Genomic DNA, 14,574 nt, shown 5'->3' on the forward strand with positions numbered 1-14,574 from the left:
CGTCGCCGCATGCCCACGCCTTACGGATCCCGCGGCGGCATGGCGTTCGGCGCGGAGGAGCTGTGTGTGCTCCGCCGTGCGCTCGCCCTCGCCCTTCACCCCACCCCCGTTTCGGCCGAGGAGGTCCAGGACTGTCTCCGCCTGGCCGAGTCCGTCGACGAGGCGGCCCGCGAGGGCGCCCGGCTGCGCGCCTTTCTGCTGGCCGACCTTGCCCGGTATCGCGCGGCGCTGCCCGGCGCCGCAGCCAGGTACCTGACGCTCCTGGAAGAGGCGCTCAGTGCCGGGTACCGCCCGGAGCCCGCCGACCTCTCCGCTCTGCGCGCCCTGCGCGGCAACCCCGTGGCGGCCACCCTCCTGGCCCGCGGAAACCGAGCGGCACGGCGCCCCAACCTGACGGCCCTCCCCGGCGGCCTCGCCGCAAACGTCCGCACGCGCACGCGTGCAGGAGCCGAGGACCCCGAAAAGAAGCCGGCGGGAAAGCCCGCCCCCCAGCCGAAGCCGAAGACCGAGCCGCAGCGCGCCCCCAAACCCGCGCACCCGAACCGTCCCATCCCCACCCCGGGCGAGGTCTTCCCGCCCAGGCGCAAGCCACCCACCCCACCGGCCAAGCCCCCACAGCAGCTCACGGCCGTGTAGGCCACGGCCCCCGATCGGCCCGTCCCGACACCGTGGCTACTCTGAAAGGCATGGACTACGTCTCCGCGCTTCTGCCCCCCGTAGTGATGGCTGTGTTCTTCACCGGTCTGATCGTGACGATCGTGAAGACCCAGGGCGGTGCCAACAAGGCCAAGGAGGACGCGGTCGTCGACGCCGCCCTCGCGCGCGCCGAGAACACCCGCCAGGCCTCCGGCGAACGCGATCGCACCACCGGCGCCTGAACTCGTACGCCACTTTTGTGGCCAAATGCTCATCAAAGCTACGTTCGCCATGCCGTGACTGAAATATCCCACTAGGGTGCTAAGCGTGCCTCGCCCCTTGGGAGAACTCGAAGACGCGGTCATGTCGCGGGTGTGGAAGTGGAACCGCCCGGTGACCGTTCGAGAAGTTCTGGAAGATCTTCAGCAGGAACGGTCCATCGCGTACACCACGGTGATGACCGTTTTGGACAATCTCCATCAGAAGGGCTGGGTGCGTCGCGAAGCGGAAGGCCGGGCCTATCGATATGAGGCGGTCTCCACCCGCGCCGCCTACGCGGCAGCCCTGATGAACGAAGCCTGGTCACAGAGCGACAACCAGGCCGCCGCGCTCGTCGCCTTCTTCGGCATGATGTCCCCGGAACAGCGGGCGGCACTGCGCGACGCCCTCCGCATCGTGGAAGGCCCCGAAACCGCGACGGGCGAAACGGCGACCGGCGAAAGCGTGGCCCGCGAAACCTCCTCGGGCGAAACGGCGACCGGCCAGAACACCACGGGTGAGAACCCCGCCGCCACCAAGGGCGACACCGGGCGATAACGTCCGGTCATGCCAGCAGAGCAGCCCGAAGTCACCACCGGTAAAGCCCTCACCGTCCGCCGCGCCAGGACCAGCGATGTCCCCGCGGTACGCCGCCTCCTTGACGCGTACGTCCGCGGCGGCATCCTGCTCGACAAAGCGACGGTGACGCTTTACGAGGACATCCAGGAGTTCTGGGTCGCGGAACGGGATGCCGTCTCAAGTGATGCCGGGTCGAGTGATGCCGGCCCAAGGTCCGAGGTGGTCGGCTGCGGCGCACTGCACGTGATGTGGGAAGACCTCGCGGAAGTCCGTACTCTCGCGGTGGATCCCGCGCTCAAGGGCGCCGGCGTCGGCCATCAGTTGCTGGGGAAGTTGCTGGAAACCGCCCGCTGGCTCGGTGTTCGCCGGGTATTCTGCCTGACCTTCGAAGCCGACTTCTTCGCGAAGCACGGCTTCGTGGAGATCGGTGAGACACTCGTCGACCCCGAGGTCTACGCCGAGCTACTGCGTTCCTATGACGAGGGTGTGGCAGAGTTCCTCGGTCTCGAACGAGTGAAACCGAACACCTTGGGCAACAGCCGGATGCTTCTGCATCTGTGATCGTCGGCGAAGGAATACGCCCGGCACCCCTTGCCCGAGGGTTCTATGTCCGAAACGCGCACGTTTTCGGTCTTCTCAGGTCGGGTCGGTCTCTCCCGGTCTCTCCCAGGGGTTTGTGTTTTTCCAGCAAAAGCGGTTTGCTTTCGGACGTACTGCAGTAGTGCATATAACAGGGGGCATGAAACAGCGGCATCCGCCGCGGACCCTCGGCCCTGAAGTTATCGATGAAAGGAAATCCGGTGGCACAGAAGGTTCAGGTCCTTCTTGTCGACGACCTCGACGGTGGCGAGGCGGACGAGACCGTGACGTTCGCGCTGGACGGCAAGACGTACGAGATCGATCTCACGACTGCCAATGCGGACAAGCTCCGTGGCCTTCTCGAGCCCTTCGTGAAGAGCGGCCGTCGTACCGGAGGCCGTGCCTCCGGGGGGCGTGGCAAGGCGCGCGTCACTTCCGGTGGGAGTCAGGACACCGCGCAGATCCGCGCCTGGGCGAAGGAGAACGGTTACGAGGTCAATGACCGCGGCCGTGTTCCGGCGTCCATTCGCGAGGCTTACGAGAAGGCCAACGCCTGAGAGCGACCTTGCCGCAGGCGGATCCGGTGGCACTGCGTTGCCATCGTGTCCACGAGTCGTACGAGATCGGGGGCGCCCCCACCGCCCCCGCCGAGCGCCGACAGTGTCGGCAACGCAGGCTCCACCTCGCAGTCCGGCTCTGGGGGCCGCAGCCAGACGGCGGCCCCCTGCGAGCCGTCCATCGTGCTGGTTCGCGTGCTCCGTGTATTTCGCGGCAGCGGCGCCTCGATGCGCCCGCCCGCGCCGATCGCCCTGATGTCCAGCGCGAGAGATCCCCACTCCAGCCAGTCGAGCAGCCCCGGCAGCTCGTCCGCGCTTCCCGCGGCCACCAGCAGCCGCATCCGGTCCGCCCGCACGGCCACCGGAGAACCCGGCCTCAGATGCCGCAGCGCCGCGTAACCCGCTTCCGCGGGCACCTCCAGGACGTCGAAGCGCAGGCCCGTCAGCAGCTCGACGGGAGGTCCGGGCACTGTCGCCCAGCCCAGTTCGTTCTCGTACCAATGGCGCATCTGATCGTCGGTGTCCAGTGGCCTGCGAGGGAGGGGAATGGTGGGGACCATGCCAGGAGCAACCGCCAAAACGGGCTTCGAGTTACGCCAGGTGTTCGTGCGTGCGCACTGTGTGTCCAAAACGGGGGCGTGTGGAAGCGCTCGGCGGCGCAAGGATGTTCGCCCATAGCGGAGGGAATGGGTGCGCGCGGCATGGACTGTCAGTACGTACGGGTAAGACATCCCTAGTGGGAAGGGGCGACACGCAAGGCTCGGGCATCTCACGTTCGCCATCGGCGTACAGGTGGTGAGGGTATCTGCCTGGCCTGCGGGAACATCGTCTCGCACGCTTGAGTTGGAGCAGATGTCGGCGTTCGGCGATTGGGAGGCCAGGGACGGGTGTCGGCAGATGGAATGAGCGGTCCCCGCTTGCGGGACTAAGCTGCGGAAGGACAGGGAGGGGAGCGTCCCCTTACTGCCTGACCGCTCTGAGGAGCGATTAACGATGTTCGAGAGGTTCACCGACCGCGCGCGGCGGGTTGTCGTCCTGGCTCAGGAAGAAGCCCGGATGCTCAACCACAACTACATCGGCACCGAGCACATCCTCCTGGGCCTGATCCACGAGGGTGAGGGTGTCGCCGCTAAGGCCCTGGAGAGCCTCGGGATTTCGCTCGAGGCGGTCCGCCAGCAGGTGGAGGAGATCATCGGGCAGGGGCAGCAGGCCCCGTCCGGGCACATCCCCTTCACCCCCCGTGCCAAGAAGGTCCTGGAGCTGTCGCTCCGCGAGGCCCTTCAGCTGGGCCACAACTACATCGGCACGGAGCACATCCTGCTCGGCCTGATCCGTGAGGGCGAGGGCGTCGCCGCCCAGGTCCTGGTCAAGCTGGGCGCAGATCTCAACCGGGTGCGGCAGCAGGTCATCCAGCTGCTCTCCGGCTACCAGGGCAAGGAGACCGCCGCCGCTGGTGGGCCTGCCGAGGGCACCCCCTCGACGTCCCTGGTCCTCGACCAGTTCGGCCGGAACCTCACCCAGGCCGCTCGTGAGTCCAAGCTCGACCCGGTCATCGGGCGCGAGAAGGAGATCGAGCGGGTCATGCAGGTGCTGTCCCGTCGTACGAAGAACAACCCCGTGCTCATCGGCGAGCCCGGCGTCGGCAAGACCGCCGTCGTCGAGGGCCTGGCACAGGCCATCGTCAAGGGCGAGGTGCCCGAGACCCTCAAGGACAAGCACCTCTACACCCTCGACCTGGGCGCGCTGGTCGCCGGCTCCCGCTACCGCGGTGACTTCGAGGAGCGCCTGAAGAAGGTGCTCAAGGAGATCCGCACCCGCGGCGACATCATCCTGTTCATCGACGAGCTGCACACGCTGGTCGGTGCGGGTGCCGCCGAGGGCGCCATCGACGCCGCTTCGATCCTGAAGCCGATGCTGGCCCGCGGTGAGCTCCAGACCATCGGTGCCACCACGCTCGACGAGTACCGCAAGCACCTGGAGAAGGACGCCGCGCTCGAGCGCCGCTTCCAGCCCATCCAGGTCGCGGAGCCGTCGCTGCCGCACACCATCGAGATCCTCAAGGGCCTGCGCGACCGGTACGAGGCGCACCACCGCGTCTCGATCACCGACGAGGCCCTCGTCCAGGCCGCGACGCTGGCCGACCGGTACATCTCGGACCGCTTCCTGCCGGACAAGGCGATCGACCTGATCGACGAGGCCGGTTCCCGGATGCGTATCCGCCGGATGACCGCGCCGCCGGACCTCCGCGAGTTCGACGAGAAGATCGCCGGCGTGCGCCGCGACAAGGAGTCCGCGATCGACTCGCAGGACTTCGAGAAGGCCGCCTCTCTCCGCGACAAGGAGAAGCAGCTCCTGGCCGCCAAGGCCAAGCGGGAGAAGGAGTGGAAGGCCGGCGACATGGACGTCGTCGCCGAGGTCGACGGCGAGCTGATCGCCGAGGTCCTCGCCACGGCCACCGGCATCCCGGTCTTCAAGCTGACCGAGGAGGAGTCCAGCCGACTGCTCCGCATGGAGGACGAGCTCCACAAGCGGGTCATCGGCCAGGTCGACGCCGTCAAGGCGCTGTCGAAGGCGATCCGTCGTACGCGTGCCGGTCTGAAGGACCCGAAGCGTCCCGGTGGTTCGTTCATCTTCGCCGGTCCGTCCGGTGTCGGTAAGACCGAGCTGTCCAAGGCGCTCGCCGAGTTCCTCTTCGGTGACGAGGACGCGCTGATCTCCCTCGACATGTCGGAGTTCAGCGAGAAGCACACGGTCTCGCGTCTCTTCGGTTCGCCCCCCGGCTACGTGGGCTACGAAGAGGGCGGTCAGCTCACGGAGAAGGTCCGCCGCAAGCCGTTCTCGGTCGTCCTGTTCGACGAGGTCGAGAAGGCCCACCCGGACATCTTCAACTCGCTGCTGCAGATCCTGGAGGACGGTCGTCTGACCGACTCCCAGGGCCGGGTCGTGGACTTCAAGAACACGGTCATCATCATGACGACCAACCTCGGCACGCGGGACATCTCCAAGGGCTTCAACCTGGGCTTCGCGGCCTCGGGCGACAAGAAGTCCAACTACGAGCGCATGAAGAACAAGGTCTCGGACGAGCTGAAGCAGCACTTCCGGCCCGAGTTCCTCAACCGCGTCGACGATGTCGTCGTCTTCCCGCAGCTGACCCAGGAGGACATCCTGCGGATCGTCGACCTGATGATCGGCAAGGTGGACGAGCGCCTCAAGGACCGGGACATGGGCATCGAGCTCTCCCAGTCCGCGAAGGAGCTGCTGGCCAAGAAGGGTTACGACCCCGTGCTCGGCGCGCGTCCGCTGCGTCGCACGATCCAGCGTGAGGTCGAGGACAGCCTGTCGGAGAAGATCCTCTTCGGCGAGCTGCGTCCCGGCCACATCGTGGTCGTCGACACGGAGGGCGAGGGCGAGACCAAGACCTTCACCTTCCGCGGCGAGGAGAAGGCTGCGCTGCCGGACGTCCCGCCGATCGAGCAGGCCGCTGGTGGGGCTGGTCCCAACCTGAGCAAGGAGGCCTGACCCTCCGGGGTCGAGCCGCAGAGAATCGCGAAGGGGGCCGGTGCTTTTCAGCACCGGCCCCCTTCGCGTGCCCGACAGGGGGCTACGGGTGGCTCACGACAGCTGGCCGTCGTAGTCCGGCAGTTTGTACGTCTTCTCCGCGTGGCCGCCGGAGAGGTCGGTGGGGGTGTTGCCTATGTTCGCGATGATCGTGTAGCCCTTGGCCTCGATCTCCACGCGTTTGGCGGTCTTGTACTCGGCCTTGTCCCTGAAGAGATCGCCGAAGTTGCGGACATAGAGCCCGGACACCTTGTAGCCGGCGTGCTTGAGGTTGTAGTCGGTCGCGGAGGCGATGATGTCCGGGCGCGCGGTGACGAAGAACAGGGCGACGCCGTGGTCCTGGGCGTATTCGGCGACTTCGAGGACGGGCGCGTTGGCCGGGGACGGGTAGCTGAAGCCGAAGTCGGTCTCCAGCGTGGTGTTGTCGATGTCGAAGACGATCGCCTGCTTCTCGCCCGCGGCGGCGTCGGCGATGCGCTGCTTGAGGTACGGGAGTGCCTCGTCCATGACCGCCCGGCAGTCCTTCTGCCAGGTGTCGTAGTCGACGTCGGCCGCTGCGGCGGCCGTGGTGGTGGCCACGGCCGGTGCCGCGGCGGGGGCTGCTGCCGGGCTCGCGGTGGCGGCCGGGGTCATCAGGGCCGCCGTGACGGCCGTGGCGGCGGCGGTCACGCCGATGAGGCGCTTCCAGGTTCTTCCTGTCATGGGGGGTTCCTCTCGCGTCTGAGTCGCGTTGGAGCACCGCGTGGAGCGCTGCGCGAAGTACTACGGGAAGTACTGCGGGACATGGGTCGCGCTGCATCGTCACGGGCGTGTGAGGCCACAGGGAGGCCAAGGCCTTACCGGCTGGTAACTGTAGGGTGCCCAAGTGGAGTTGGGCTAGAGGTCGGTGCTCGGCTGTGCCGTGGGCAGGGCTACAGCACGATGTGGTCTTTCCGGACGGTGTGTGTGCCGGGCAGAAGCGCGAGGACGCGTTCCGGGACTTCGGTCGCCTCCGGGGCGAGGCGGAATGAGACCGACTCCAACCCTGGAAAGAAAGCCGGTACCGCCGAGAGATCTTCGTTTCCGGTGAAATTGTTGAAGTGAAGGTGCCTAATGCCTGGCAGAACAGGTCCCCGGGTCCACGGGACCGCGGTCCAGTTGAGGCGCAATTCCGTCAGCTCCGGGAGCAGTGCGACCTCTTCGTAGTCCTCGGGGGCGAGCGGTTCGAAGAGGCGTCCCAGACTCAGCGTCTTCACCGAGCGCATATGACGCAGTCCGCGCAGTCCGGTGAACTTGAGGGCATTCTTGGTGAATCGCAGATACGTGAGCGGTAGCTCGGGGAGTGCGGCATCGACGGAATCACCGTGAAGGGGAACGCCGGTGTCGAACTCGCGCAGGGTGGCCGAAGCCGAAAGCGCGGCCAGCGCACCCGGCCTCTCCAAGCTCGCCATAAGGTCCAAAGACAGCCATTTCAGCGGCAGCTCGGCCAATGGTGCCAGGTCGTCCACGTACCGACTCTCGCTAATGTCCAGATAATCGAGCCTGCTCAGCCGCGAAACGAAGCTCAGGTCACGCAGCTTCTGGTTGCGCCGCAGGGCGAGCTGGCGGGTTTCGTCCGGCACGAGCCAGGAACTCAGTTCCGCCGGCTCGATGTCCCCCATGACCTGTACTTGGGGTCGACCGCCGAGCGAGTACAGGGCGCGCAGTTGGGCGGTCGAGTGGACGACGAAGAAGAGCTCGTCCGGCAGCAGGTGGGCGATGACGTCGGTCGCGTACTGCTCGGTGTCGAACCGCTGCCAGGTCCAGGAGAGTTGGGCGCGCACGGACAGGGACGCGTGCGTGCGGAAGCGGGCCAGCACCGGGACGGCCGCGTCCGTGCCGATGAGCGAGGCGGTGACCACCACCGCCCTGGCCTCCGCGTCGGACAGGCCCTCCGGGCCGGGCAGCAGCTCCAGGACGAGCGGACCCACCGAGGCCAGCTCCCGGGCCTCCTCCGTAGAACGCGGCGGAAGCAGCGTGGCCGCCTGTTCCTCCACGGCGGCCCGGACCGTCGGGTCGAGCTCCGTGGCGTGTTCGAGGCAGGCGAGGGCGACCAGCCGGATGCGGTCACGGGCACCGCCGCCGATGTGGTCGGCCGAGGCTGAGTCGAGCAAGTCGCTCAGAAACGCGGCCCGTTCGCGAGGCCGAGCATGGGCCACGGCCATACGGATCACGTCCGACCACTGGGAGTCGGGCGCGTTCCGGACCAGCAGCCCGAAGTCGCCGTCCTCCACCGCGGTCTTCGCGCCGAGGTAGTCCTGGAAGGTGCGGTGGACGAACTCGACGGTGCCCATGGCGGGTTCGCGCAGTAGTCCGCTGCGTATGAGGAGATAGCGGTAGATCGCGGAGGCGTCCCCCTGGCTTGCGACGGCCGGCAGGGACGGCAGGGCGTCGGCGATGATGCGTTCGGCGCGTTCGCGGTCCATCTCCAGCCGGTTGTTGCGGATCAGCCAGTAGGCAAGGCGCTGAAGGAGCTGGATCTGGGGGAGTTCGGTGAGCTGGATGCCGTCGCGCGGATCCTGGGGGAGCATGTCGCGTTCCTGGTCGCGACGCGCGAGGAGCATGGAGAGGGCGGCGTCGTACAACTCCTGCCGTTCGTGCGGAAGATAGCCGCGCCGGTCGCGGTGCAGGGCGCAGATGAGGCCGCACATCAGGGGGTTGGTGGCGAGTCGGCCCAGGTCCGGCTTGGTGCGTACGGCCTCGATGAGCGAGGTCTCGTACGCGGTGAGGCGTTCCGGGTCCGGGGCGTCGATGCGGGCCGCCGTGTGCCAGCGTTCGATGAACGCGGCCACGTCGGTGGGGCTCATCGGAGAGAGGGCCAGTTCGGTGAAGCCGTCCGCGGCGAGCCAGTCCTCGCGTACGGCTGAGGGGCGCGAGGTGACCAGCCATTGGTTGCCCGGGTAGGCGTCGATCAGGTCGCGCAGCCAGCGGCGGGTGCGTTCGCGGTCGGGCTCCGGGATCTCGTCGAGGCCGTCGACGAGCAGCAGTCCGCGGCCCGCCGTCAGCACCCGGTCCGGCCAGCCGTCCGGGGCCGCGCCGTGGATGGGGACGCGGGCGGCGGCCAGGAAGTCGGCGGGCGCGGGCAGTCCGTCGGCGCGGCGGACGAGCGTACGCAGCGGCAGTACGAAGGGGACGCGGTCCCCGCGCTCACCCCGCGCCGCCGTCACGGCGAGCCACTGCACCAGCGTCGTCTTGCCCGAGCCCGCCACGCCGCGCAGCAGGACCAGGCCGTGGTCGGCGAAGGCCTCTTCGGCGGGAAGCGGGCTGCCGGGCGAGGCGATGTAGCCGCCGCCCTCCGGCTCCTGGTCGTCGGTGGGGCGCAGGGCCTGGAGGGTGAGGTAGGCGGCGTCCAGGGGCCAGCGGTCGGGCGAGTTGGCCAAGTCGATGCCGTAGATGGTGAGTTGACTGTGTCTGGTCGCTACGTATGAGAGGTAGCGCCGTTCGAAGGTCTCGTCCACGCTGCTGGGAAGCGGGTTTCGGGCGATCAACTCGTCCATCTTCGCCAGGAGTTCGGCCTGGCGGCGGGTCTGCTCGACGAGTGTGCGGGGTACGAAGGCCGACCGCTGTGTGAAGAAGTGCAGGATGTGCAGACAGGCCGTGTCGAGGAGCCGCTCGTAGAAGAGCGCCGAGTCGAAGGCGAGGTCACGGTCGGGGTTCCCGGCGGCCTGGCGCAGGTGGAGAGCGAGACCCGAGTGGCCGAGCTCCACCGCCTGTACGTCCGTCATGGCGAGGTCGCCGAGGGCGTGGAGGGTGCCGGCCAGGGCGTGGACCACGGCCTGCTCCTCGTCGGCGGGGAAGGGGCGTTCGCCGCTCTTCAGGGCCCGTCGGACCAGCTCGGCGGCGAGTTTGGTGACGTCCTTCTCGGTCAGGGACCGTTTCTCGCCGGTGAAGGAGACGTACGCCGATATGCGTACGGGCTTGTCGACCAGGCCCGCTCCCGGACCCTCCGTCACGAACAGCTTTCTGACGAGCGGGCTGATCACGCTCGACGCCAACCGGACGCCTATGGACGCTGGTTCCATGTCTCTCCCCCGAGGGCATGGCGGGTGGGTGATCAGCGTAGCCGGTAAACCCATTGGCTCCGGGGGCCGGGTCGCGGGAGGATCCGCGGTGTCCGACCTGCCTTCAGAGGGAGTCACGATGAGTGCAGACGAACCCGAAGTCCGTACGACAGCAGGGGTGTTGCGAGGGGAAGGGGAGTCGGGGCTTGCGGTGTTCCGCGGGATTCCCTTCGCTCAGCCGCCGGTCGGTGAGCTGCGGTTCGGGGCGCCACGGGCCGTTCGGGGTTGGGACGGCGTACGGAAGGCTGTGGCGTACGGGCCGCCGCCTCCGCAGTCGTCGGCGTTCGGGATGGACGCGCTGTCCCAGGACGCGGGTGACGACTGGCTGACGCTCAACGTGTGGACGCCCGACCCGGGTTCGGGCGCCGGGCTGCCGGTGATGGTGTGGCTGTACGGGGGTGCGTACAGCATCGGGATGGCCAGTCTGCCCGAGTACGACGGCGCGCGGCTGGCCCGCGAGGGCGTGGTCGTGGTGACGCTCAACTACCGGGTGGGGATCGAGGGATTCGGGCTCATAGAAGGGGCGCCGGCCAACCGGGGGCTGCTCGACCAGGTTGCCGCGCTGGAGTGGGTGCGCGAGAACATCCGGGCCTTCGGCGGCGATCCGGACCGGGTGACGGTGTTCGGCGAGTCGGCGGGGGCCGGATCGGTGGCCGCGCTGCTGGCGATGCCGCGCGCGGCCGGGCTCTTTCGGCGGGCTGTCGCGCAGAGCGTGCCCGGTACGTTCTTCTCGGCCGAGCTCGCGGCCGATTTCGCCGGTGCTTTCGCCGACGAGCTGGGGCTGCGGCCGACGGTGGCCGATTTGGGCTCGGTGGCGCCGAGTCGGCTGCCCGCGGCGGGGGATGCGGTGAGTGCTTCCATGCGCCGGTCCGTGGAGCGGTGGGGGCCGGTCGCGCTTACGTCGGTTCCGCTCGCGCCGGTCGTCGACGGAGATGTTCTGCCGGTCGATCCGTGGCAGGCGCTGGCCGACGGGGCCGGGCGGGAGATCGAGCTCGTCGTCGGGCACACGCGTGACGAGTACCGCCTCTTCATGGCGCTCGGCGGGATGATCGGCGAGGTGACGGAGGCTCAGGCGACTGTGGCGCTGGAGGCGTTCGCTCCCGGTGGGGAGAAGGCGTACCGCGCCGCCTTCCCGGACGCCGGCCCCGAGGAACTGTACGAACTCGTCAACTCCGACTGGCTGTTCCGTATGCCGTCGCTGCGGCTGGCCGAGGCGCAGGTCGAGGCGGGCGGGAGCGCGCACTTCTACGAGCTGACGTGGGCCGCGCCGGGTATGGGCGGAGGGCTCGGCGCCTGCCATGGGCTCGATGTGCCGCTGGTGTTCGGCAACTTGGACGGGGGCCTGCCCGCGATGCTGTTCGGCGAGACGCCGCCTGCGGAGGCGGAGGAGCTGTCCGCCCACTTCCGCTCCGCATGGACGGGCTTCGCGTCCGGTGATGGCCCCGGCTGGCCCGCGTACGACCTGGAACGACGGCTCGTCCAGCTCTTCGATACGAGTCCGGCTGTGGCGGCGTATCCGGAGGAGGGGTCGCGAGGGGTTTGGCGGGGGCATGTGTTCGGGGCGTTGCCGCTGGGAGGTTAGTCCGGGGCTTGTCCGGGCTGGTCCGGGAGCAACTCGTGCCGATGGCACCACTCTTCGATGCTGTGGCCGCCGCCTTCTACGGCCGCTCGCCAGTGTCCGTCGGCAGTGATCGCCTCCTGGAGCGAGAGGTGGATGGAGAAGACGCGGTCGAGTCCGGTGATCCGGAAGATGCGGTGGATACGGTCGCTGTCGATCACGAGTCTGAGCGAACCCTCGCGGGTGCGCAGCCGCTTGAGGCTGCCGACGAGGGCGCCCAGGCCGGTGGAGTCCAGGAAATCCACGTTCCGCATGTCCGTGATGACGTGGACGACGTCCTTGTCGAGGAGGTCGATGATGCCTTCGCGCAGCGTCGGAGCCGTGTAGACGTCGATCTCGCCGGCGACCTGAAGGACGGCGCAGTTGCTGCCGGCGGGGATGGAGTTCAGGTGTAAGTCGCGCACGTCGGTCTCCTGTGTCGGCGTTGGGTCGTCTTGAGTCGGCACTGTGCCGTCATCGCACTGTCATTCCGTGGAGTGACAGCGAGTTGTGTGGAACTACGGTAGGGCGGCCGATGAGGCTTGTCAACGGTGGACTTTCGCTGTCATCATGAAGAGTGACGTAGCGGATTGTGGGGGATGACGCGAGGAGCACGGGTGCGGGTCGAAGAGGCCATCGGAAAGCAGATCGCGCGCTTCAGGGAGGCGCGACGGCTCTCGTTGACGGAACTGGGCGAGGCGATGGGCCAGTACCTCGACCGCCCCTGGAGCCGCCAGGCCGTCCACCAGGCCGAACGGGGCCGCCGCGCCTTCACGGCAGCCGAACTGACCGCCATCGCCCTGGCCCTGGACACCTCGGTCCCCGCGCTGTTCCTCGCGGAAGCGGAGCAGATCGAACTGCCGGGCCGGACCATCTCGCCCGAGGAGTACAGGGGGATCCTCCTGTACGCGGGCAAGGACGCGCCCTTGGACGGGGTCGACGAGCTGATCGTGGCCCTGCATGACATAGGGGAGGTTCTGTCGAGGCCCACGTTGGCCCGGCTGGCGAAGATCGGGGCGGTGGCGGAGCAGGTGGCGGGGGTGACGGCGGGGGGCAGTGCGGCGGGGGCCGAACGGTCCGGCGACGCAGGGCCGTGATGTGGCCACGCGGCAATTGTCCAACAGGCTGTTGGACAATCGGCTCCGGCCGGGTGCGGGCCATTTTGTCCCAGGAGGGCAGGGCCTCGACGTTCTCGTGCATGAGGCGAGGCTCGCGCACGGTGATCGTTACGCGGGGGCGAACCGTTTCATGTCACCCGAACGTGTGGGGTTCGGGCGAGCGTTCGTATGAGGGTGGCCAGGGTGGTGGGGGTGGTGGTGAGGACGGCGTCCGGGGTGTCGCTCTCTCGGAGGTGGACGGTGCCGGTGGGGGTGGTGGCGACGTAGAGGCAGTTGGCGCCCCCGGCTTCGCTGAACGACGACTTCTGCCAGGTGAGTTCGGTCATTGGGGTGCTCCTCGATGGGTGTACAGCACGTGCTGGATGAGGCCCCAGGAGTCGCGTTCTTCATGACGGTCGGGTGAGGCCGTGGGGACGATCGCCGGGAGTGCGTTGCGCGCCAGGGTGGCGACGGTCGCACGGTAGTGGGCCAGGTCCTGGGCTTCGTGGAGGCTGAGTGCTGCGGCAGGGTGCTCGATGAACACGGTCTCCAAGCCTGGCACACCTGGGCTGAGGAACAGGAACGGGGCACTGACCCAGGTGTGATGGGCCCGGTCGAACGGGAGGACCTGGACCGTCACGTGTTCGTGGGCGGCGGCGCGGATCAGGTGTGCCAGTTGGTCGCGCATGACATGAGGGCCGCCGATCACCATGTGCAGGGCCGCCTCGTGAATGATGGCGTGCAGACGCGGGGGGACGTTCGCCGTCGCGGAAGTGCACCGCCGGATCCACGGGCCGTACCGGACGAGCCCGTTCCCATGGGGGCGGCAGAGCCACCGCGACCGGCGCCCGCGTCGACGACGCTTCCGAGATCCCACGTTCAGCACTCAGCCGCATCGCGCCTTGGAGGCGTCAGCAATGGAACTTCCACGCACCTACACCCTGTTCACCGTTCCTATTCACTGAGCCATAGGCAGTCCTGCGTCCAGGACTGCCTGTCAGTGGCCCGCCGCGAACGGTCTTCGGCGGGCTGGGCCGTTGCCTGTTTTCGTCGGCGGCGTGCATCGCGTGCACGGTCCTCGGGGCAGGCGCGGACCCTGGGTGCGTGGTGGGGCCGGGTGGGTGTGTGCGCGATGTGGGGGCGATGGTCTTCCGTACCGGCCCGGCCGCGTGTCGTCGCACACGGTTCGCCGTTACCGGCTGGGGCGGCTTCCTTCTTCCTGAGGGGTACGGTCTTCTCTGCCCTGCGTCGCGCGCCCAGGCCCTGGCCACGCCTCCCGATCACGATCGCCGCAGCGTCGTGCCGGGACGTCTGATGTGTTGTTGTGCCGGTGGTGGCGCGCCAGTAGGCGGCGCCCCAGCGGCTCGAATACGCCGGATCGACCACGATCACCGCCAGGCCCGCCCGGTGTGCCATCGCCACCAGACGGGCGGCGAACTTCGCGGTCGGCATCCCGGCCACCGTGCTGCGGAACGCCCGGCCGGATCTGCCCATCCAGCCGCACCGCTCGCGGCCGGTGTCAAAGCCGAGGTCCTCGATCACCAGCGCACTCGCCCCGGTGGTCTTCGCCTGCCGGATCAGTGCGGAGCAGGCGTGCCGCACCTGCGCGTCCCGGCGCGCGGTGGTGCCTCGGG

The 14,574-nt window shown here is 68.3% G+C and carries 14 protein-coding genes and 1 pseudogene; 8 read left to right on the forward strand and 7 right to left on the reverse strand.

The window, feature by feature from the left end; all coding sequences use genetic code 11:
* Positions 1 to 9: 9 nt before the first annotated feature.
* The 5 genes from IEZ21_RS39120 (at position 10) to IEZ21_RS39140 (ending at position 2,609) form a co-directional block, all read left to right on the forward strand.
* Positions 10 to 636 (forward strand): hypothetical protein, encoded by a 627-nt coding sequence (locus tag IEZ21_RS39120; protein WP_189326579.1) that lies wholly within the window; start codon positions 10 to 12, stop codon positions 634 to 636.
* Positions 637 to 686: 50 nt separating this feature from the next.
* Positions 687 to 878: a hypothetical protein gene (locus IEZ21_RS39125; RefSeq protein WP_033329260.1), complete on the forward strand. Its 192-nt coding sequence runs from the start codon at positions 687 to 689 to the stop codon at positions 876 to 878.
* A 121-nt stretch (positions 879 to 999) separates the two neighbouring features.
* On the forward strand, positions 1,000 to 1,452 hold the full coding sequence (locus IEZ21_RS39130; protein ID WP_246568613.1) for a BlaI/MecI/CopY family transcriptional regulator: 453 nt from the start codon (positions 1,000 to 1,002) through the stop codon (positions 1,450 to 1,452).
* 9 nt (positions 1,453 to 1,461) lie between these two features.
* Positions 1,462 to 2,034, forward strand: coding sequence for an amino-acid N-acetyltransferase (locus tag IEZ21_RS39135; RefSeq protein ID WP_033329258.1), 573 nt, complete (start codon positions 1,462 to 1,464; stop codon positions 2,032 to 2,034).
* Between the two features lie 239 nt (positions 2,035 to 2,273).
* The gene (locus IEZ21_RS39140; RefSeq protein ID WP_033329257.1) at positions 2,274 to 2,609 is read left to right on the forward strand and encodes a histone-like nucleoid-structuring protein Lsr2; all 336 of its coding nucleotides are present in this window, start codon (positions 2,274 to 2,276) and stop codon (positions 2,607 to 2,609) included.
* Here IEZ21_RS39140 and IEZ21_RS39145 read toward each other — a convergent pair.
* Entirely contained in the window at positions 2,588 to 3,169 is a 582-nt protein-coding gene (locus IEZ21_RS39145; protein ID WP_189326581.1) for an SCO3374 family protein, read from the reverse strand. The genes IEZ21_RS39140 and IEZ21_RS39145 overlap by 22 nt on opposite strands.
* A gap of 433 nt (positions 3,170 to 3,602) precedes the next feature.
* Here IEZ21_RS39145 and IEZ21_RS39150 point away from each other — a divergent pair, with 433 nt between their 5' ends.
* Entirely contained in the window at positions 3,603 to 6,128 is a 2,526-nt protein-coding gene (locus IEZ21_RS39150; RefSeq protein ID WP_033329255.1) for an ATP-dependent Clp protease ATP-binding subunit, read from the forward strand.
* A gap of 93 nt (positions 6,129 to 6,221) precedes the next feature.
* Here the strand turns inward: IEZ21_RS39150 and IEZ21_RS39155 are convergent, their stop codons facing one another.
* Complete coding sequence (locus IEZ21_RS39155) at positions 6,222 to 6,869, reverse strand: HAD family acid phosphatase (protein WP_189326582.1); 648 nt, start codon at positions 6,867 to 6,869, stop codon at positions 6,222 to 6,224.
* Positions 6,870 to 7,078: 209 nt separating this feature from the next.
* A complete protein-coding gene (locus IEZ21_RS39160; protein ID WP_189326583.1) occupies positions 7,079 to 10,207 on the reverse strand; it encodes an NACHT domain-containing protein in 3,129 nt (1,042 codons plus the stop codon).
* Positions 10,208 to 10,325: 118 nt separating this feature from the next.
* Here IEZ21_RS39160 and IEZ21_RS39165 point away from each other — a divergent pair, with 118 nt between their 5' ends.
* Entirely contained in the window at positions 10,326 to 11,828 is a 1,503-nt protein-coding gene (locus IEZ21_RS39165) for a carboxylesterase/lipase family protein (RefSeq protein WP_189326584.1), read from the forward strand.
* Between the two features lie 101 nt (positions 11,829 to 11,929).
* On the opposite strand, the pseudogene IEZ21_RS39170 reads toward IEZ21_RS39165, so the two are convergent.
* Positions 11,930 to 12,268, reverse strand: a pseudogene (locus tag IEZ21_RS39170) (STAS domain-containing protein); the annotation flags it as partial.
* A gap of 192 nt (positions 12,269 to 12,460) precedes the next feature.
* On the opposite strand from IEZ21_RS39170, the gene IEZ21_RS39175 reads away from it, so the two are divergent.
* Complete coding sequence (locus IEZ21_RS39175) at positions 12,461 to 12,940, forward strand: helix-turn-helix domain-containing protein (protein ID WP_189326585.1); 480 nt, start codon at positions 12,461 to 12,463, stop codon at positions 12,938 to 12,940.
* A gap of 149 nt (positions 12,941 to 13,089) precedes the next feature.
* On the opposite strand, the gene IEZ21_RS39180 is transcribed toward IEZ21_RS39175, so the two are convergent.
* From IEZ21_RS39180 to IEZ21_RS39190, 3 genes are all read right to left on the reverse strand, one after another.
* Entirely contained in the window at positions 13,090 to 13,287 is a 198-nt protein-coding gene (locus tag IEZ21_RS39180; RefSeq protein WP_189326586.1) for a DUF397 domain-containing protein, read from the reverse strand.
* Entirely contained in the window at positions 13,284 to 13,826 is a 543-nt protein-coding gene (locus IEZ21_RS47225) for a DUF5753 domain-containing protein (protein ID WP_308429690.1), read from the reverse strand. Before IEZ21_RS47225 ends, IEZ21_RS39180 begins: the two co-directional genes overlap by 4 nt.
* A gap of 68 nt (positions 13,827 to 13,894) precedes the next feature.
* Positions 13,895 to 14,574, reverse strand: a 680-nt coding sequence (locus tag IEZ21_RS39190; RefSeq protein ID WP_506004891.1) for a transposase family protein, incomplete at its 5' end; no start/stop codon positions are given.

Origin of the sequence: Streptomyces flaveus, from assembly GCF_014647675.1 — a bacterium.
In the GTDB taxonomy this organism is placed as follows: Bacteria; Actinomycetota; Actinomycetes; order Streptomycetales; family Streptomycetaceae; genus Streptomyces; species Streptomyces flaveus.

Coding starts and splice junctions, on each gene's coding strand:
- IEZ21_RS39160 (WP_189326583.1), bottom strand. CDS start 10,207: ATGGAACCAGCGTCCATAGGCGTCCGGTTGGCGTCGAGCGTGATCAGC.
- IEZ21_RS39130 (WP_246568613.1), top strand. CDS start 1,000: ATGTCGCGGGTGTGGAAGTGGAACCGCCCGGTGACCGTTCGAGAAGTT.
- IEZ21_RS39180 (WP_189326586.1), bottom strand. CDS start 13,287: ATGACCGAACTCACCTGGCAGAAGTCGTCGTTCAGCGAAGCCGGGGGC.
- IEZ21_RS39125 (WP_033329260.1), top strand. CDS start 687: ATGGACTACGTCTCCGCGCTTCTGCCCCCCGTAGTGATGGCTGTGTTC.
- IEZ21_RS39165 (WP_189326584.1), top strand. CDS start 10,326: ATGAGTGCAGACGAACCCGAAGTCCGTACGACAGCAGGGGTGTTGCGA.
- IEZ21_RS39155 (WP_189326582.1), bottom strand. CDS start 6,869: ATGACAGGAAGAACCTGGAAGCGCCTCATCGGCGTGACCGCCGCCGCC.
- IEZ21_RS39145 (WP_189326581.1), bottom strand. CDS start 3,169: ATGGTCCCCACCATTCCCCTCCCTCGCAGGCCACTGGACACCGACGAT.
- IEZ21_RS39150 (WP_033329255.1), top strand. CDS start 3,603: ATGTTCGAGAGGTTCACCGACCGCGCGCGGCGGGTTGTCGTCCTGGCT.
- IEZ21_RS39135 (WP_033329258.1), top strand. CDS start 1,462: ATGCCAGCAGAGCAGCCCGAAGTCACCACCGGTAAAGCCCTCACCGTC.
- IEZ21_RS39120 (WP_189326579.1), top strand. CDS start 10: ATGCCCACGCCTTACGGATCCCGCGGCGGCATGGCGTTCGGCGCGGAG.